Origin of the sequence: Salinicoccus sp. Bachu38, from assembly GCF_038561955.2 — a bacterium.
In the GTDB taxonomy this organism is placed as follows: Bacteria; Bacillota; Bacilli; order Staphylococcales; family Salinicoccaceae; genus Salinicoccus; species Salinicoccus bachuensis.
In genome coordinates, this window is record NZ_CP138333.2 from 2,322,157 (window position 1) to 2,340,256 (window position 18,100).

At 46.8% G+C, this 18,100-nt stretch carries 18 protein-coding genes; 5 read left to right on the plus strand and 13 right to left on the minus strand.

Annotation, left to right across the window (positions count from 1 at the left end):
* The first annotated feature begins 171 nt into the window (after positions 1-171).
* The gene (locus RQP18_RS11770; protein WP_342387874.1) at positions 172-939 is read left to right on the plus strand and encodes an SDR family NAD(P)-dependent oxidoreductase; all 768 of its coding nucleotides are present in this window, start codon (positions 172-174) and stop codon (positions 937-939) included.
* 357 nt (positions 940-1,296) lie between these two features.
* Here RQP18_RS11770 and RQP18_RS11775 read toward each other — a convergent pair whose 3' ends face one another.
* From RQP18_RS11775 to RQP18_RS11790, 4 genes are read right to left on the minus strand one after another with little or no spacing between them, the layout of a single operon-like run.
* Complete coding sequence (locus RQP18_RS11775; protein ID WP_342387875.1) at positions 1,297-1,992, minus strand: amino acid ABC transporter permease; 696 nt, start codon at positions 1,990-1,992, stop codon at positions 1,297-1,299.
* Positions 1,985-2,710: an amino acid ABC transporter permease gene (locus tag RQP18_RS11780; RefSeq protein ID WP_342387876.1), complete on the minus strand. Its 726-nt coding sequence runs from the start codon at positions 2,708-2,710 to the stop codon at positions 1,985-1,987. The genes RQP18_RS11775 and RQP18_RS11780 overlap by 8 nt, the downstream gene beginning before the upstream one ends.
* A gap of 31 nt (positions 2,711-2,741) precedes the next feature.
* Complete coding sequence (locus RQP18_RS11785; RefSeq protein WP_342387877.1) at positions 2,742-3,578, minus strand: transporter substrate-binding domain-containing protein; 837 nt, start codon at positions 3,576-3,578, stop codon at positions 2,742-2,744.
* 24 nt (positions 3,579-3,602) lie between these two features.
* The gene (locus tag RQP18_RS11790; protein ID WP_342387878.1) at positions 3,603-4,346 is read right to left on the minus strand and encodes an amino acid ABC transporter ATP-binding protein; all 744 of its coding nucleotides are present in this window, start codon (positions 4,344-4,346) and stop codon (positions 3,603-3,605) included.
* A 189-nt stretch (positions 4,347-4,535) separates the two neighbouring features.
* Between RQP18_RS11790 and RQP18_RS11795 the strand changes: the two genes are divergently transcribed.
* Positions 4,536-5,717 (plus strand): acyl-CoA dehydrogenase family protein, encoded by a 1,182-nt coding sequence (locus RQP18_RS11795; RefSeq protein WP_342387879.1) that lies wholly within the window; start codon positions 4,536-4,538, stop codon positions 5,715-5,717.
* Between the two features lie 44 nt (positions 5,718-5,761).
* On the opposite strand, the gene RQP18_RS11800 is transcribed toward RQP18_RS11795, so the two are convergent.
* The 6 genes from RQP18_RS11800 to RQP18_RS11825 form a co-directional block, all read right to left on the minus strand.
* A complete protein-coding gene (locus RQP18_RS11800; protein ID WP_342387880.1) occupies positions 5,762-7,030 on the minus strand; it encodes a TRAP transporter large permease in 1,269 nt (422 codons plus the stop codon).
* Positions 7,027-7,542, minus strand: a complete 516-nt coding sequence (locus tag RQP18_RS11805; protein WP_342387881.1) for a TRAP transporter small permease — start codon at positions 7,540-7,542, stop codon at positions 7,027-7,029. Before RQP18_RS11805 ends, RQP18_RS11800 begins: the two co-directional genes overlap by 4 nt.
* On the minus strand, positions 7,539-8,543 hold the full coding sequence (locus RQP18_RS11810) for a TRAP transporter substrate-binding protein (protein ID WP_342387882.1): 1,005 nt from the start codon (positions 8,541-8,543) through the stop codon (positions 7,539-7,541). Before RQP18_RS11810 ends, RQP18_RS11805 begins: the two co-directional genes overlap by 4 nt.
* 131 nt (positions 8,544-8,674) lie before the next feature.
* Positions 8,675-9,436 carry an SDR family NAD(P)-dependent oxidoreductase gene (locus RQP18_RS11815; RefSeq protein WP_342387883.1) on the minus strand — a complete coding sequence of 254 codons (762 nt, stop codon included), beginning with the start codon at positions 9,434-9,436 and terminating at the stop codon, positions 8,675-8,677.
* A 57-nt stretch (positions 9,437-9,493) separates the two neighbouring features.
* On the minus strand, positions 9,494-10,486 hold the full coding sequence (locus tag RQP18_RS11820) for a transketolase family protein (RefSeq protein WP_342387884.1): 993 nt from the start codon (positions 10,484-10,486) through the stop codon (positions 9,494-9,496).
* A gap of 2 nt (positions 10,487-10,488) precedes the next feature.
* The gene (locus tag RQP18_RS11825; protein WP_342387885.1) at positions 10,489-11,337 is read right to left on the minus strand and encodes a transketolase; all 849 of its coding nucleotides are present in this window, start codon (positions 11,335-11,337) and stop codon (positions 10,489-10,491) included.
* Positions 11,338-11,537: 200 nt separating this feature from the next.
* Between RQP18_RS11825 and RQP18_RS11830 the strand changes: the two genes are divergently transcribed.
* The 3 genes from RQP18_RS11830 to RQP18_RS11840 all read left to right on the plus strand — a co-directional run bounded on the left by RQP18_RS11830 (position 11,538) and on the right by RQP18_RS11840 (position 14,505).
* Positions 11,538-12,536 carry a LacI family DNA-binding transcriptional regulator gene (locus RQP18_RS11830; protein ID WP_342387886.1) on the plus strand — a complete coding sequence of 333 codons (999 nt, stop codon included), beginning with the start codon at positions 11,538-11,540 and terminating at the stop codon, positions 12,534-12,536.
* A 159-nt stretch (positions 12,537-12,695) separates the two neighbouring features.
* Positions 12,696-13,196, plus strand: a complete 501-nt coding sequence (locus RQP18_RS11835; RefSeq protein ID WP_342387887.1) for a DUF262 domain-containing protein — start codon at positions 12,696-12,698, stop codon at positions 13,194-13,196.
* Positions 13,183-14,505, plus strand: a complete 1,323-nt coding sequence (locus tag RQP18_RS11840; protein WP_342387888.1) for a DUF1524 domain-containing protein — start codon at positions 13,183-13,185, stop codon at positions 14,503-14,505. Before RQP18_RS11835 ends, RQP18_RS11840 begins: the two co-directional genes overlap by 14 nt.
* 107 nt (positions 14,506-14,612) lie before the next feature.
* Here RQP18_RS11840 and RQP18_RS11845 read toward each other — a convergent pair whose 3' ends face one another.
* The 3 genes from RQP18_RS11845 to RQP18_RS11855 are packed head-to-tail and all read right to left on the minus strand — an operon-like array spanning position 14,613 to position 18,034.
* Positions 14,613-16,046, minus strand: a complete 1,434-nt coding sequence (locus RQP18_RS11845; RefSeq protein ID WP_342387889.1) for a DUF4041 domain-containing protein — start codon at positions 16,044-16,046, stop codon at positions 14,613-14,615.
* A 52-nt stretch (positions 16,047-16,098) separates the two neighbouring features.
* Positions 16,099-16,389 carry a MazG-like family protein gene (locus RQP18_RS11850; protein WP_342387890.1) on the minus strand — a complete coding sequence of 97 codons (291 nt, stop codon included), beginning with the start codon at positions 16,387-16,389 and terminating at the stop codon, positions 16,099-16,101.
* Positions 16,382-18,034, minus strand: a complete 1,653-nt coding sequence (locus RQP18_RS11855) for a DUF2075 domain-containing protein (RefSeq protein ID WP_342387891.1) — start codon at positions 18,032-18,034, stop codon at positions 16,382-16,384. Before RQP18_RS11855 ends, RQP18_RS11850 begins: the two co-directional genes overlap by 8 nt.
* Between the last annotated feature and the right edge of the window lie 66 nt (positions 18,035-18,100).

Here is an 18,100-nt window from a genome sequence, read left to right on the forward strand (position 1 = left end):
TTGGAAAATCATCCATCATTCAAGGCTTTTATTATTTAAAATTACAAAGTGTATGCAAATATTACAGGCTAAATTATAAGTTCACTTCATATTGTAAGCGTTTTCCAACCAATCCATATTCTTTTATTATATACTTGATGTAGAAATACACAGTATAGAAGGAGGAGTCCCATGAAAGGTCTGGATGGTAAAGTCGCAGTGGTCACCGGTGGTGCTTCAGGAATTGGATATTCAATCGTTGAACAGTTATTGGAACACAACGTTAAAGTGGCTATTGGCGATCTGAATGAAGAAAAGCTCAAAGAAATTGAAGGAAAATACCCTGAAAAGGTAATCGGGGTTGTAGCAGATGTTACTTCAGAACCCGATGTCAAAAACCTTGTGGACACTGCAGTAGAAAAGTTTGGTAAGTTGAACTATGGATTCAATGTAGCCGGGTTAAGCAAATCAGGTCTCATCATGGAGCAGGATTACGCAGACTGGAAAACAACAGTGGATATCGTACTCAATGGCATTTTCCTTTCTACGAAGCATGAAGCCAACGCCATGAAGGAACACGGGGGCGCCATCGTAAACATCTCTTCCCTGAATGCGCACGTACCCATGTTCTATGGTGCTGCATACGCCTCTGCCAAAGCCGGTGTCGAAATGTTTACTAAAAACGCAGCACTGGAATTTGCGGAACATAAAATAAGAGTGAACGCCGTTCTGCCCGGACTTGTCAGAACACCCCTTACTGGAGGATTCTTTGAAAATGAAGCGCTTCATGAGGCTTTCATGGAAAGAATCCCCGAAAAGAGAGCCGCAGAACCGGCAGAAATCGCTGCACCGTCACTCTTCCTCATTTCAGACGATGCCTCCTATATAAATGGGACGAGCCTTGTCGTCGATGGCGCTTGGGAAGTTACAGGATACCCGGACTTGAGCAAACATATGTAGAAATAACTAAAGTAAACGACGCTCTATTTTTAGAGCGTCGTTATTTACTATGCTTCAATTTCATACCCTTCCAGAACTGTTTTCTCCAATTCTTTCAGGTCGTTTCTAAAGAACTTATCTACTTTATTTTTAATCGCATCATGCAATTTTTCGTAATCCAATTCATAACTTTCATTGTAATCAAGGATATTCTTTACATATATTGTTGTATACGCAGTGGTCTGATGAAATAATATAATTTTTCACTCGTAATGGCACAGTCAACTGTTTTCTATTTCTTCAATAAAAAAGGACCTGATCTCCTCAGGTCCTCTGGAATCATTATTTATATTTTTGGCTTATACTTCACCAATAATTCTACGCATATCCTCTTCTCATCCTGTTCTCCAGCTTATCGATGACGTACGTAAGCAGTACACATATGCCCCAATATACAAACGCTGCGGCGACGAATGCTTCCAAATAACTGAAGCTCTGCGCACCGACGAGCCTTGCCTGGGCGAAGATGTCCACGACGGTCACGAGGAAGGCGAGTGACAGTGCCTTGATGATGATCAGGAATGCATTCATCGTATCGGGCAGTGCCTCCACCATGACCTGCGGGATGATGACTTTTCTCAATACCTGGGTGGTGCTGTAGCCGAGCGACTGTGCCGCTTCTATCTGGTCCTTATCCAGTGAATGCAGGGCACCCCTGATGATCTCGGACTGGAAGACGGAATAGCAGATGCTGAATGTCACGATGACGATGGCCGTGGAATTCAGGCTCGTCGGGTCGAACGTGACATTGAAGAGTCCCAGGAACCATGCGAGCACGAGCGGCAATGAATAATAGACCAGGTAGAGGAGCACGACATTCGGTGTACCTCTAAGGAATGACTGCAGGACGCCGATGACCTGTTTGACCACCGGTATGTTCAAACTCTGGATGTAGGTAATCATTGCGCCGAGCGTGAATGAAAGGACAAGGATGATGAGCGCCAGGAACAGTGTCTTCGGAACGACTTTGAGGATTTCGATGAAGCTTTCGAAAACGGTCATGATATCAAACACTGTAGCCCGCCTCCTCTTCCTTCAGCTCGTAGCCTGTCTTTCTGAGCACCCGTTTCTTCCTGCGCTCAAGCAGTCTGATGATCTGCTCGGAGACCATTGAGATGCCCCAATAGATGAGCGCCACTGTCAGGAACACTTCTACCTGCTTCATGCCGAATGTATCCCCGCTCATGATCGTCGCCATGCCCATGATGTCCACGACACCGATGGCGAAGACGAGGGAACTGTCATGGATGAGGTGGATCATCGCATTGCCGAGACCCGGCAGCGCGATTGGTGCCATCTGCGGGATGACTACCCTTTTCATCTTCTGGAACGGCGTATAGCCGAGGCTCTCCGCCGCTTCGTGCTGGCCTTTATCGATTGCCAGATATGCCGGCCTCAACACTTCCGACATATATGCACCATTGAAGAAGATTAGGCAGGCCACTGCGGCGGTGATGGCGCCGATGTTCGTTATATCGAACCCGATCAGCTGCAGCAGCACCGGCAGGCCGAAGAAGAACAGGAACAGCTGCAGCAGTATCGGTGTGCTCCGGGTGAAGGATATATATGCCCCCATCAGCTGGCTGAGAACAGGTATCTTCCTGATCCGTATCGCAGCAACCGGAATGCTGAGCAGCAGGCCGAATACAGCGGAGAGTACGACAATCAGAATCGTTATGGGAATCACAGATAAGAACTGTGGAAATATTTCTATCATATATTGGATATCCATGATTGACCCTCCTCTTCATTCATTGCCATTTCTACTCTTCGTACTGCAGGATGTCTTCCCCGTAGAATTCGTTGGACAGTTCGGACACGACGCCTTCTTCTTTCAGTTCAGCCAGCGCTTCGCTGACCTTGTCACGAAGTTCAGCATTCTCTTCGGAATCATGGATCAGGAAGTATGTCGGATTGATTTCCACCGGTTCCGTCACATGGATGTCGAGATCCGCTTCTTCTATGATCTCCTGCTGACCCAGATTTGATGGATTTACGAACGCGTCATACACCCCATCGTTCACTTCCTGCAGACGGTCTGAAGTCGGAATTCCGCCGTCTGAAGTTTCGAACTCGATCTGATTGTCCGGATGCTCTTCATTGTAGCTGTTCAGCAGGTTGTAGACACCACCTGTCGGTGTAACCGGCACTACATTTTTTCCAGGCAGGTCATCGAGGCTTTCGATTTCACCTTCCTGGTCTCCTGTCGCAAAGATCTTCATCAGGCTCGGACCATTGCTTTCGTCCGGAATCAGGTAGCTTTCTTCCCTCTCCTCGGAAAGAATCAGTCCCTGGGCAAGCAGGTCATATTGACCCGTATCAAGACCGATTTCGCCCGCACTGTCGCTGGCGCCTTCAATGTTGAACTCATAGTCCTCAAGCTTTTCGTCTACGGCACGCAACAGTTCGACCTCGTAGCCTGTCAGTTCTCCGTCGTCACCGACATAACTCAACGGACGGGAGGATGAAGACACAGCGACTTCCACTGTTCTGACCCCTTCGCCTTCTTCAGAACCCGCTGCATTCTCTTCTTCGCCGCCACATGCCGCCAATACCAATAGTACTGCTGTGAATGAAACCAATAGTAGTAATTTTCTCATCGTATGTATGCCTCCTTATAATTTTTAATGGGTTGTTGTATAGAACTTGCGTAAAAACTGCTGGGTCCGCGCACTTTCAGAATGGTTGAATATCTGCTCCGGCGGCCCTTCTTCAGCCACCCTGCCCTTGTCCATGAAGATGACACGGTCGGATATGTCTTTGGCGAATGACATCTCATGGGTCACAAGGATGATCGTCATGCCCGAATTCGCGACTTCACCAATCGCCTTCAATACCTCGCCGACCAGCTCAGGATCGAGTGCCGAAGTCGGCTCATCAAAAAGGATCACTTCCGGTTCCACAGCCAGAGCCCTTGCGATGCTCACCCGCTGCTGCTGGCCACCCGAGAGCTGATGCGGATACGCATCCGCCTTCCCGTCGAGGCCGACCCGCGCGAGCTCCTTCATGCTCTTGTCATGCGCCGCCTTCTTCGACTTCTTCTGAACCACAATCTGGGCATCCATGACATTCTCCAGCACCGTCTTGTTCTTGAACAGGTTATACTGCTGGAAGACCATCGCCGTCTTCCGTCTGAGGTTGAGCGTCTCCTTCTTCGTTATCGCACCGAAATCATACGTAAGACCCCCCAGGGTGATGCGGCCGCTCTCCGGCTTCTCCAGCAGGTTGATGCACCTGAGCAGACTCGTCTTCCCCGTACCGCTCGGTCCGATGAATGTGATTACCTCGCCCTTTTTGACTTCGAGGCTGATATCATCCAGCACCTTGTGTTCCCCAAAAGACAGATTCAGATTCTCTATATTCAGCACATGACACACCTTCTCCCATTATGTAGTCTGTAAATTAAAATGATACGCTTCATTATAACTATTATTCCCGACTTGTCAAATGGGAATTTAAAGTATATCATTACACGTGACTATTGAAAAAGAGTATCTTTGGTGGAATAATGAAGAAATTATGATGTTATAGATATGCTTTAGGAGAGGAGTATCACTTTGGAAACATTACAGGACCTTGAAATGAATGAACGCTTCCATTTAATAGAAGAAACAGCCAAGAAATTCAAAGAGACTTCACAGGAACACGATGAGAACGTCACCTTCCCCTTCGAGAATTTCGAAGCGCTGAAGAAGATCGGCTACCCGCAGCTGTCCGTACCCGCAGAATACGGCGGAGGCGGCATCTCACTGCACGAACTGATGAAGCACCAGGAGATCATCGCGAAATATGACGGTGCCACCGCCCTATCCATCGGGTGGCATATGGGCATCATCATGGACCTTGGAGAGAAGAAGGCTTGGGATGACGCAAAGTATAAGAAGGTCGTCGCAGATGTGATCGAGAACGGTGCACTCATCAACAACTTGGCCACAGAACCGGCAACCGGCAGCCCGACACGCGGCGGCAGACCCGAAACCACCGCGAGGAAAGAGGGTGACGGATGGATTCTGAACGGCAGGAAGACATTCGCCACACTGTCACCGATATTGAAGTACGGTGTCGTCAGCGCCTCAATCGAAGGCAGTGACGATGTCGCCAACTTCGTCGTCGACAGCACGCTCAAGGGCGTCCGCATCGATGAGACATGGAACTCCGTCGCCATGCGCGCAAGCGGCAGCCACGACTTCATCATGGAGAATGTGCGCGTACAGGAAGAAGACCTCGTCTCCTACCGCACACTTGGCAAGAAGGATCCCGCCGGATGGCTGCTGCACATCCCGGCGTGCTACCTCGGCATTGCACGCGCCGCGCAGGATTCGGCATTGGAATTTGCGACCACCTACTCCCCGAACAGCATCAAAGGCACCATTTCAGAGCTGCCGAATGTCCAGGAGAAGCTCGGACGCATCGAGATGCTGCTGATGGAATCGGAGCATTTCCTCTATTCCGTTGCCAGGCAGTGGGATGAAAGCGATGAAGCGAAAAGAGGTAGGATGGGCAGCGAACTCGGTGCCGTCAAGACCTCCATCGTCAACAAGGCCGTCGAAGCCGTTGACCTCTCCATGCGCGTCGTCGGAGCAAAGAGCCTGTCTGCAGACAACGAGATGCAACGGTACTACAGGAATGTCCGTGCCGGCCTCCACAACCCGCCGATGGATGACATGGTCATCATCGGACTCGCAAAGAGTTCGATCGGCAGAGTGGAAAGCGCGAAAAAGCAGGAGCAGCAGATATAGGTATGAAAATAGAGGCTTGGATAAAATCCAAGCCTCTTTTACTTCTACAACAACAGTAGCGTAAGCTGCGGTACCAGCACTATGATGATCAGTCCAATCAGCAGTACGAAGAAGAACGGCATTACTGCCTTGGCAAGTACAGGTACACTCAGCCCGGATATGCTCGAGCCTACAAAGAGGTTGACCCCGAGTGGCGGTGTGATGAAACCGACAGCCAGGGCAACGATCATCACGATTCCGAAGTGAATCGGGTTCACTCCAAGTTCTATTGCCATCGGCAACAGGATTGGCGTGAATATGATGACTGCTGCGGAAGTGTCCATGAACAACCCAATGACCAGAAGAAGGATGACAATCAAGATGAGCAGCATCACTTCATTCTGTGTAATCGAGAGGAAGCCTTCAGCGACGACTTGCGGAATCCTTTCCATCGACAATACCGTACCGAAAGCGTTCGCTATTCCGATGATGACAAGGATGACCACTGAGTTGAGGGCCGCTTCCCTTACAGCGGCAGGAAATTCCTTGAAGCTCATCTCCCGATAGACGAGGAGACTGATTATCGTTGCATACACTACGGCGACAACCGCTGCTTCAGTCGGGGTGAATATGCCGCCGTATATGCCACCAAGGATGATGACGGGAATCAGAATCGACCATTTTGCTTCATTCATGGCATGTATGACTTTTCTAATGCTGATCTTCTCCCCGGTCCCTGAATATCCCTTCTTCTTGGAATGGAAATACGCATAAACCATCATGATCAGACCAAGGAATATCCCTGGTATGATACCCCCGATGAAGAGGTCTCCTATGGACTGGCTGCCGGACACACCATATAGGACGAGAGGGATGCTCGGGGGGATGATGATGCCGAGTGATCCCGCAGCCACTATGACAGATGTGGCGAATCTTTTATCATATCCTTGGGCGACCATGGCAGGAATGAGCATCCCGCCGATCGCCGCGACTGTGGCAGGTCCTGAGCCTGAAATCGCCGCAAAGAACATGCTGGTGAGGATTGCAGCCATGGCGAAACCACCGGTATATCTGCCGACGAATACATTCGCCAGATCAAACAGCCGTGAAGAGATGCCGCCTTTGCCCATGATCTCTCCTGCCAGTATGAAGAATGGGACGGCCATCAGCGCAAAGTTGTCTGTTGAGGTCACCATGCTCTGGGACAGGAAGGTGAGTGTGAGGTTCGGTGAATAAAGTGCTGTTATGACAAGAGCCAGTCCTAAGGAAATGGCTATCGGAACCGACAGCAGCAGAAAGAGGAAGAAGCTCCCAAAAAGTATGAATGATGTCATGGCGTCCTCCCTCTCGATTCATTACTCTCATTTTTCCGGCCGGCATCCTGTATGGCCCTGTAATCGAGGATGATGTTCTGAACGAGCCTGATGGATGTCAATACCATTCCGAACGCAAGGGATGCGTATACATATTCCATCGGTATCTGGAGGGCGGCTGATTCCCTCGTAATTTTCGTCACGATATCCACACCGTAATAGGCGACCACCAAGGCGAATATGAGAAAAAGTATGTTTGCGATCATCTTGATGACCGCTGTCCCCTTCTCTTCGAAAAGCATGGTGATGGCATCGACCCTGAGGTGTTTTCGTCTCTTCACTCCATAGCTGACACCGATATAGATCAGCCAGATGAATCCGTATCTTGCGATTTCCTCGGACCATGACAACGAGCTGTTGAAAACGTACCGCATTACGACTTGAGAAAATATGACGACGACAGTGAAGATGCTCAAGGCGATCAAGATGTATTCTTCAAAGTGTTCATCCAGCCATTTAAGCACTTTCATCATTTATTCCTCCCAAGCTGTTCCAGAATCCTGTCCAGCACTTCGCCGCCAAATTGCTGACGATAGCTGTCATAGACCGGTCTGGTCTGCTCACGGAACTGTTCGGTATCAGGCCGTACCACTTCCATGCCCTCTTCCTTCAGATCCTCCAATGTCTTTTCCTCATTCTCGACAATAAGATTCCTGTGATATTGTGCCGCTTCCTTCGCACTCGATTCCACGATGTCCTGCTGCTCCTTGGACAGGGAATTCCAGAAATCATCACTGATCGCGACAGGGAGCGCCATGTATTGGTGCGCCGTCATATTCAGGTACTGCTGCACTTCCTGGAAGCGGCTCGCATATACATTCGATACCGGGTTTTCCTGCGCATCAACGGTCCCCTGCTGCAGAGCCATATACAGTTCCCCGAATGCCATCGGCGTCGGATTGGCACCAAGCGCCTGAAAAGTGGCAAGCGACAATGGGAATTCAGGGGTCCTGATGTTTAACCCTCTGAAATCCTCCGTAGATTCGATCGGCTTGTTCGCAGTTACATGGCGGATGCCATTTTCAAAATAGGCGATGATCCTCAAGTTGTCTTCAAGCAAAGGTGCAGCTGCGTCTTGCCCCACATCTCCATCCAGCACTTCCCATGCCTCTTCATAACTGTCGAACAGATAGGGCAGTTCGAAGATGCTGATGCTCTGGTCGTATTGGCTGAACGCACTCGCTGCCACCATCTGAAGGTCATTCAATGTGACACTCTCGATCATTTCCGCTTCAGAGCCCAGCTGTTCATTCGGATAGATGAGCACTTCCATATCCTCCGAACGTGCCTCCACCAGTTCTTTGAAACGCAGGGCAGCCGCATGCCTTTCATTGTTTTCGGGCTGGCCATGGGCGAATCGGATGATCACCTTGTCTTCCGACTCCACCGCCTCGCCTTCCGAAAAGAAAACATAGGAAACGGCCACTGCCAAAATGGCAATTGCGCCCATCATTAGTATCTTGAGAAATTTCATACTTACCTCCTATCTGCATCCCTGCCTGCCACTGATTCTTACAGATGCCTCTTCGAAAATATGTAAACGGTTACAAACGTTTTAAAAGGAATGGATGGAAGACCGGTTGAAGTCTCCCACTTCCAATGACATCAGTCTATATGTGATCCGCCGTTGATGTCCAGTTCCTCTCCTGTGATATAGCCTGCACCTTCTGACGCCAGGAAAGCAATCGAATGCGCAATATCATCGACTTCCCCAACACGTTTCAAAGGAATGCCTTCTATGATCTGCTTTTCAGCCTCTTCTGTCAGGAGGCCACCTGTAATGTTCGTACCTCCGACAAGGCCCGGTGCTACAGTGTTGCATGTAATGTTGAATTCCGCCATCTCACGTGCAATCGCTTTTGTGAATCCAGTCACGCCAGCTTTGGCCGCGGAATAATGGGATCCGCCGAATATGCCGCCGCCGCGCTTGCCGGACACGGAACTGAGGTTGATGACCCTGCCATATTCATTTTCCTTCATGGACTTGAGGACTGACTGTGTGACGAAGAAGAGTCCCTTCATATTGATGTTGAATACGAGATCCCATTCATCTTCGGGGATATCCAGTACACGTGTCGGCCTTGAAATTCCTGCATTATTTACAAGTATGTCTATCTTCCCATACTTCTCCACCAGGGTGTTGACTGCATCCGCCACCCTGCTCTGGTCAGTGATGTCCATGGTGATGCCTTCTGCATTTCCACCTTCATTCCGGATGCCTTCGGCAACCTGCTTTACACCTGCTTCATTGACGTCTGCCACAATGACAGTCGCGCCACGTTCACTCAATTTTACTGCCGTCGCCCTGCCGATGCCCTTCTCCGAACCGGCGCCGGTAATCAGAGCCACTTTTCCGCTGAAATCCATTTTTACATCTCCCTATCCATGATATATCCAAAGGCCGGAAATTCCGGCCTATTGCAGTTACTTGTTCAAAAACTCCTGTGCAACAGAAGCGATGCCGTCAGCATCCAGCTTGTAGTGCTTGTACAGGTAGTAAGGCTTGCCGATCAGTGAATTCTCATCGTAGAATCCGTGCCGCTTGAACTTGCATGGAACACCAGATTCCATCAATACTTCCGAAACCGCGCTACCGAGGCCGCCCATGATGTTGTGCTCTTCGACAGTAAGGACCGCACCTGTGTCCTGTGCCGCTTCAAGCACAGCCTGTTCATCCATCGGCTTGATGGTATGCATATCGATGACACGCGCCTCGATGCCTTTCTCACTCAGTTGATCTGCAGCCCTCAGCGCCTGCAGGACTTCGATGCCGCATGCGATGATTGTCAGATCGGATCCATCTCTCAGAATATTCGCCTTGCCGATCCTGTTCTGAACCCGCTCGCCTTTTTCATATACAGGTTCTTCCCTGCCGCGGCTGACCCTGAAATATATCGGTCCTTCATAGCTTTCAACGGACTCCTTGATCATTTCGGACAGTGCCACACCGTCAGCCGGTGAAATGACCGTCATATTTGCCATGGCCCTTGTGATTGAGATGTCTTCGGTTGCATGGTGGGATGTGCCATAGAATCCCATTGCGATGCCCGTGTGCGTACCGATCAGACGGACATTGAGATTCGGGTAGGCGACTGCCGTACGGATGTTCTCAGCAGCAAGTACACCGAGGAAGGAGGCATATGTCGAGACGAATGGCACCTTCCCGGTCGAGGCCAGTCCGGCAGCAGCTGTCACCATGTTCTTCTCCGCCAGGCCGAAGTTGAAGAATCTGTCCGGATAAGCTTTCGCAAACGGCCACAATCCTGTCGGTTTGCTGAGGTCGGAACTCATCGCCACCACTTCCGGGTGGTCGTCGGCGAGTTCGGCCAGCGTCGGGCCGGACGTCAGCTGTTTTGACATTTCAAGGCTTTTATACAGTTCCCAAGTATCTTTATGGAAGGTTGTCTGTTCAGTCATTATTATTGTCCTCCTTCGATTTCTTCGATTGCACGTTTGATGTCATCTTCGCCAAGGTTCGCCACATGCCATTCATAGCCATGCTCCATGAAGGATACGCCCTTGCCTGCAACCGTGTCGCAGATGATCGCAGTCGGTACATCGGAATCCGCTGCTGGAAGGTTATCGAATGTATCGACGAGTGTTTCGACGTCATGGCCGTCAATCTCTATCACATTCCACCCGAAGCTCTCCCATTTGTCCTTGATCGGTTCAATTCCCATCAGTTCGGCGGTATTGCCGTCCACAGTAACCTTGTTGTTGTCGACGATTGCGACGAGGTTGCCGAGTTTGAAGTTGGCTGCACTCATGGCCGCCTCCCATACCTGGCCTTCCTGAAGTTCGCCGTCACCCATCAGGATGAATGATCTGTAATCTTCATTGTCGAGGCGTGCACCGAGTGACATGCCGACACCTACTGACAGTCCGTGTCCGATTGAACCGGAGCCGAAGTCGATTCCTTTGATCTTGTTCATATCCGGGTGGTCACCGAAAGCACTGCCGAGCTGTGTATAGGTATCGAGTTCCTCCTTCGGGAAGAAGCCGACATCAGCAAGAATCGAGTAGACGCCGACTGCAGAGTGTCCTTTCCCCATTACGAATCTATCCCTGCTTTTCCATCTCGGGTTTTCCGGATCGTAGTTCATCACATGATAGTAGAGCGTTGCAAAAATCTCCGAGCTGGAAAATGAAGAACCGTAGTGCCCGCTCTTCGCCATGGAAATCATGCGGATTGTTTCAAGACGGGACATCTTCGCCTTTTCCTTGATGAGGTCGATCTTTTCTTTTGGTATAGAAGTTGTTTCAGTCATATTCATCCTCCTAGTGGTTAATCGTTTAACCTGATAACCGCATGTTACTATGAAAACGCTTTATATGTCAACATAAATTACAGAATATTTTAAAGTTTCGATTCTGAGTAATACACACAACCAGATTGATTAATGCTTGAAAGTCGCATAGAATGGCTCTAAACGACTGTATATGACAATATGCATTGAGGAGAAATATCATGAAAGTGACGATGAAAGACATAGCGAAGGAAGCCGGGGTGTCCGTAGCGACCGTTTCGCATGTAATAAATGGAACGAAGAACATCACCGAGCCGAAGCGGTCCAAGGTACTTGAGATCATCGAGAAGTATCACTATGTGCCCAATTCGACCGCCAAGAACCTCCGGACACAATCCACCAAGACCGCAGCGATGGTCGTTTCCAGCTTCACCGACTCCTTCGTCAATGGAATGATCTACGGCGTCGAACAGAAGGCCCGGGAGATGGGGTACAGCCTGCTGCTGGTCAATACGAATGAGGATGAGAAATACGAAAAGAAGACGATCAATCTGCTCTATTCGAAGATGGTCGACGGCATCATACTTTCCCCCACTTCCAATGACATTGGCTACCTGAATGATTTTACCGAATCCATGCCAATCGTCCTCGTCAACCGGTACAATCCTGTAGTGAAGAATGCGCCACGCGTCACCGGCGACAACTTCAGGGTCGGCTATGATGCCACCACACACCTCATCCAACACGGTCATAGAAACATCGGCGTCATCTATGCTGTGCCGAATGTATCCACCACCGAAGGGCGTCTGAATGGATACCGGCGAGCCTTGAAGGAAAATGGAATCCCCTACGATGAAGACCACCTCGAACTCGGTTACGCTACCGTCGAAGGCGGTGCAAAAGCTGCAGAAACTCTGTTGAAGAAGGAAAAGGACATCACTGCTCTATTTATTCAGAACGACCTCATGACCATCGGAGTCATTTCCAAGCTGAAGGAACTGGGACTGGAGGTACCCGAGGACATCGCCTTGATTGGCTTTGGTGATTCACCATCCGCTGCTATAACCGCTCCACCGATTACCAACATGGTACTACCTCCTGAGGAAATAGGTACCAAAGCCTTCGAATCTTTGTCGAAACTTATAGATGGAGAGGCGCATGTAGAAAATATTGAGCTTCCGGCATCAATGGTGGTCAGAAAATCATGTGGATGTGAATAATAGAAGATATAATTTCAATACATAAAAACCGTGAAGGACCTCATCACCCTTCACGGTTTTTATAATTATTTATCCATCAATAAAATTTTCAGATTATTATTTCAGTATTGGGGATTTTTGGTATCATAAAATTAACCATACTCGTAAAGGATGTCCACTATGTCCAACTATAATGTGAACAACAGTACAGTAAACGCCCTGCTCGGCTGGATAGATGAAGGCATCGTCGCGATCCCTGAAATCCAGCGCCCGTTCGTCTGGAGTGCGACGAAAGTCCGCGATCTCTTGGACTCCCTATATAAGGACTATCCCATCGGCTACATCATTACATGGCAGAATCCCGATGCACGGCTCAAGGATGGCACCGTTTCACACGGGAAGAAGATACTGATCGATGGGCAGCAGCGTGTCACTGCCCTCATGGCTGCCATTTCAGGGCATGAAGTGCTGGATGGGAAGTACAAGAAGAAGCGGATCAAAATCGCCTTCCATCCGGAGAAAGAGAAGTTTGAAGTGCAGAACTCGGCGATACTGAAAGATAAAAGGTGGATTCCGGATATCGCAGATATATTCAAACCCACCTTCAGTTCATTCCATTTCATTACGGAGTACTGCAACAACGGAGTACTGCAACAACAACCCTGGCATGAACCCCGATGAACTGAACCGGATCATCCAGCGTCTGATCAACATCCGTCATAGTACGCTTGGCATCATAGACTTGAACCATACATTGGATATCAAAATGGTGACGGAAATTTTCATCCGCATCAACTCCACAGGCGTCAGCCTGAGCCAGGCCGACTTCGTCATGTCCAAAATATCGGTGAACAGCCAGCATGACGGCCCAATCATCCGGAAGACCATCGACTACTTCTCCCACCTCATCGAACATCCGAATATCTTTGAGAACATCCGTGCGAATGATGCAGAGTTCTCACAGACAGATGCCTTCAGGAAGATACAGTGGCTCAAGGACTACAACAGCAACATCTACCAGCCGAGCTACTCAGACGTCCTGCGGGTCGCCTATACATTCAAGTTCCTGCGCGGTCCCCTCTCCAACCTCGTCAGCCTGTTGTCGGGAAGAGATTTCGAGACACGGGAATTCAAGGATGAAATCATCGAATCATCCTTCGCCGACCTGAAGGACGGCGTGATGCAGTTTGTCGATGAAACGAACTTCAAGCGATTCCTCATGATCGTCAAATCAGCCGGCATGATCGATAAGAAGATCGTCCGGTCAATCACCGTACTGAACTTCGCCTATGCACTTTATCTGCTGTTGAAGAAACAGAACTACTCTTCATCAGACATCAACCACGCCGTCAGGAAATGGATCGTCGCATCCACCTTGACCGAGCGGTATTCAAGCTCCATTGAAAGCCGCTTTTCTGCCGATATCAAGCACTTCGCAAAAGAAAACCCGCTTGACGTCATTAAATCCGTCGAGAACGGTGAACTTTCCGATGCATTTTGGGAAAACACATTCCTCGAAAACCTGGAAACATCCACGTCCAACAGCCCATTCTTCAACCTGTATGTAATGGCGCAGATCCATGACAACGACTACGCCTTCCTGTCCAAATCAATCAGGGTCCAGCAGCTGATAGAAGAACGGGGAGATGTGCATCATGTGTTCCCGAAGAACTACCTGCAGAAGAACGGCTTCGACCACTATTCCATCTACAACCAGATTGCCAACTACGTCTACACAGAACAGACAGTGAACCTCGCACTCAGCAATCAGCCACCTGCGCAATACATGGAGACAGTCAAGAAGCAGATTGAAAATCAGAAATATGTGATTGGTGAACTATTAGGTGAAGAGGAACTCGAAGAAAATCTTAGTATGAACTGTATCCCCGCATCTATCTATGAAATGGATGCTGGAGATTTTCAGGAGTTTCTCAAGGAAAGAAGACAGTTGATGATGGAGAAGATAAGGAGCTACTACAGAAAATTATAAATGAAAAAGACATTTTTAAAATGTCTTTTTTACATAATCCTTTTGAGATTGATTAACATTATAAAATAGTCGCTTACCCAAGTTTCGCTTCAATGACCAATTGGAAACTACACCATATTATTAACGGCTTTCCCTTTTCCCATAGCTAGGGATTCGCGATATTCTTCGGCATCTGCTGTTCTTTTAAAATCGATAGTCAAATCTCCGTACTCCTTTAGTTTATCTTCAATTTGATCTATTGAAACTTTGAAGAATTCCTTTCGCGTATTAACTTTATTCAATCTAAATTCATCAAAATACTGATGCAGCTCTGCTTCCAGATCATAGGCTTCGTAGCTGAATATCAATGCGTGAACATCGTATGTGAAAGGTACTGATGCACTACTCAATTCTTTGATTCGTTCTATAGGATCTAGTCTGCGTGTTACACCAATCTTAACCACCTTTTCACCAAATGCACCTATATTACTTATTATATATACATATCCCGCACTTGAATGAGCTTCTCTGTAATCCAACTCTTCTTTTTCTTTTTCTTTATTATCTATATTATTTTTTATATTCGCAATTTCTTCTTCAATACTCTTTCTTTCTTCTTCGGATATGTCTTGCGTGATTTTTTCCATCAATATCTCTATTAGATTATTGTAATGTTTTATATCTTTATCCACAGCTTTTTTCTTGTCGTTAATTTCTTTCTGTAGTGCTTTTTCCTCGCGTTCTTTCTCACGTTGTTGCCTTAGAGCTTCTTTCTCTTCTTCTTTTTTTCTAGCATACTCAAAAGCTAGGTATAATTCATTAAATTTCAATTCTAAATAACTCGGAGTTATAGAAAGAGCTTGGGTTTCATTCAATTTGTTTAACTGATCATATATTTTTTGTATACGATTCTTTATACTATCTATGTTTTTATAGGTGACTTTTCCTATTAAAACATCGCATTCATTGTTAAAGGACCTTAAGATTTGTTTGATATTATTATTCATCATTTTCTTACCTTTGGATTTACTGCCATCTACGGTCCAATTATTTGAATACAAAACAGCCGTTTTATTTTTCACCATTTCTTTTTGAACATCTCTCAAACTTTTCAGCTTATCTTTGTAAATTAGAGAATTAGCAAAATCAAATTTTGGTTTATAAATCCCAAATTCTTGGAGTTCAACGTCTTCTTTGAGTATATCAATAGCCTCTTTTAGTACATTTACTTCTTCTTCCTTTCTTTTCTTTTCCTTCGCCAACTTTTGGTTCTTATCAATCAAACGATCTCGTTCGCTCTCAATCTTGGAAATTTCTTTCTTTTTATTTTCATGCAATTTTTGGTTATCATCTATTATTTTCTGTCGTTGTTTTTCAGTATCCGATAACTCATTCTTTTTATCTTCAATTTTTTCCTCAAGCTCTATGAATGTCATTTGCTCAAATGTTCTCTCAAGATTTTTATGATTTTCCAGCTCTTCTTCACTCTTTTTTAGATCTTTCTTGAGTTTGAAAATATATATAACTCCTAAAATAACTAATAACACCAGTAATATTTCCACGAACTTTGCCTCCCTGTTAATTATTTTGATGTAGTATTAACGCACTAAAAATTCACTCTGGATACTTCTCCCTATTCTTCTCCAACTTCCTCAATATTGCTTCTTCCATATCAATACCAAGATCATCTGCCATCATGAGACCGTATATGAATACATCTGCCAGTTCTTCTTCTATATTCTGCCGGTTCTTCTCAGCGCCCTCTTCTGAGGATACCCATTGGAAGTTCTCAAGGAGTTCGGATGCTTCCAGAGAGAGTGATAACGATAAGTCTTTGGGATTATGATACTGTCTCCAATTCCTCTCATCCCTGAACTTGTTGATTTCCTTTATCAGTTCATCCATTTCCTTGTCCCCCTTGATATTTCTCTTTCAACACTGTCTGGAGCTTCTCATCGCTTGCATAGAGATAGAGTCCTTTGACTCCCCGTTTCATCAATACATTGATTGAATTCAATATGATCTTTTCCTTCATTTCTTCCACATTATATTGCACCTTGGCTTCAGAAGAGGTCCTGAAGGCTTCTTTATCCTTATACTTCTGAGGAAGAAGTTTCAACTCCTGCTTTTCTTCATCATATGAGACCGATGGTCCGAGAATGACTCCGACATAGTTGAGGTCGAACCCCTGGATCGTATATATGGATCCCACTTCCCTTACTGTCTCAGGGTGCTCTGCCCACGTTTCCTTGTAATGCGTCCTGTTCCACACACCTTTGAATCCGGGTTCTTCAACATAATATTCCTCGCCATCCTTCTTATGTTCATAGTCGAAGGTGGCGACGACCCTTGAAAGCTGATGTTCATCATCTTTTTCCTGGATGGCCTCAAACATTTCTGCCGCACTGTCAAAGAATTTCAGCTCATAATCTCCAGTTAATCTAGGGAACGGTTTGACCTTCTTATCGACGAAGGCATCAATCCAGTCGACCACTTCCTGGTCTGCCTGTATCCTGAACTGATCAGTAAGCTCATAATTTTGCGTGAATGCCCCATCCGTCATTTCCTCCAGGAGATTGCCGGACCAGTGGCTCTTCAGTTTGAGGAACTGTCTTTCATCAAAAACGACAATCGTCACTTTGCTTCTCAAGCTGATATCCCGTAGCTGGTTTTCTCCGGAGTAGCTATTGTATTTATCGCTTCTTGAAAGGAGCAAATGTGCTTCATCAACAAAAGTGATATCTGCGGCCTCTCCAGTCTTATCCATCTGGTTTATGAATGACGTCGGCTTCATGAAGTTCTTCTTCTTCAAATTCGGTAGACTTTCCGAAATGGATTCGTAGGTCTTAATCATCTCATTATGGTTGACGAGCAGATAATTTTTCGTCCCCTTCAATGGAGAGTCTTCATCCTTGCTCAAGTCCTGTATTGCATTGAAAGTCGAACTCAGGACCACACTCTTGCCCGTTCCTGCATCTCCCTTCACGAGAAATACCGAGCGATCATCCGTACTAATGTGATGTTTACAAAAATCGATTATCTCCTCTTTCAATTCCACTTGTGATTCCGACAGTTCTTTATAGGGGGAGAGTTTGAATACATCCTTGTTCTGAAGATATTCAAGCGTGTGATCTGCCAGTTTATCTGCCCGCAACCTCTCCCACAGTTCACTGAAGATCTCGTCATCATACTTGTATTTGTCATAATAGTTATGAGTGACAGCCTTCGTCGTCTGGCTCACATTTTTCAATATATATTTATTGTCGGCGATGAAATAGTTGATCAGGTTCGTCTCTATATTATACGTAGCCGACTGGTTGAACATTTTATGGGCAATCAGGAGGACACTGTCCATCCCCTTCTTCTTTTCGTCTTTGAGATGTGCCTTCATCCGATTCCTCATCTGTACCGTCTGTCCGATATAGACACTCTTTTTCTTCTTATTGCTATGTAGGATATAGACGATCGGATAGTTGTTGTAATCCATGCTTTTTAATACGTCTATCTCTCTCTTGTTTAAACTTATATACTCTAGATTTAATTCGTTCATTTTGTAACCTCCTTGATTACCATCTTGGTACTAATTCTTTGTGCCCTTAAAGTCTTAATGAAAATA

Excerpts from the sequence above, each read along its gene's own strand:
- RQP18_RS11770 (WP_342387874.1), top strand. The coding sequence starts at position 172 with ATGAAAGGTCTGGATGGTAAAGTCGCAGTGGTCACCGGTGGTGCTTCA.
- RQP18_RS11780 (WP_342387876.1), bottom strand. The coding sequence starts at position 2,710 with ATGGATATCCAATATATGATAGAAATATTTCCACAGTTCTTATCTGTG.
- RQP18_RS11785 (WP_342387877.1), bottom strand. The coding sequence starts at position 3,578 with ATGAGAAAATTACTACTATTGGTTTCATTCACAGCAGTACTATTGGTA.
- RQP18_RS11800 (WP_342387880.1), bottom strand. The coding sequence starts at position 7,030 with ATGACATCATTCATACTTTTTGGGAGCTTCTTCCTCTTTCTGCTGCTG.
- RQP18_RS11805 (WP_342387881.1), bottom strand. The coding sequence starts at position 7,542 with ATGATGAAAGTGCTTAAATGGCTGGATGAACACTTTGAAGAATACATC.
- RQP18_RS11810 (WP_342387882.1), bottom strand. The coding sequence starts at position 8,543 with ATGAAATTTCTCAAGATACTAATGATGGGCGCAATTGCCATTTTGGCA.
- RQP18_RS11815 (WP_342387883.1), bottom strand. The coding sequence starts at position 9,436 with ATGGATTTCAGCGGAAAAGTGGCTCTGATTACCGGCGCCGGTTCGGAG.
- RQP18_RS11820 (WP_342387884.1), bottom strand. The coding sequence starts at position 10,486 with ATGACTGAACAGACAACCTTCCATAAAGATACTTGGGAACTGTATAAA.
- RQP18_RS11825 (WP_342387885.1), bottom strand. The coding sequence starts at position 11,337 with ATGACTGAAACAACTTCTATACCAAAAGAAAAGATCGACCTCATCAAG.
- RQP18_RS11830 (WP_342387886.1), top strand. The coding sequence starts at position 11,538 with ATGAAAGTGACGATGAAAGACATAGCGAAGGAAGCCGGGGTGTCCGTA.
- RQP18_RS11835 (WP_342387887.1), top strand. The coding sequence starts at position 12,696 with ATGTCCAACTATAATGTGAACAACAGTACAGTAAACGCCCTGCTCGGC.
- RQP18_RS11840 (WP_342387888.1), top strand. The coding sequence starts at position 13,183 with ATGAACCCCGATGAACTGAACCGGATCATCCAGCGTCTGATCAACATC.
- RQP18_RS11850 (WP_342387890.1), bottom strand. The coding sequence starts at position 16,389 with ATGGATGAACTGATAAAGGAAATCAACAAGTTCAGGGATGAGAGGAAT.
- RQP18_RS11855 (WP_342387891.1), bottom strand. The coding sequence starts at position 18,034 with ATGAACGAATTAAATCTAGAGTATATAAGTTTAAACAAGAGAGAGATA.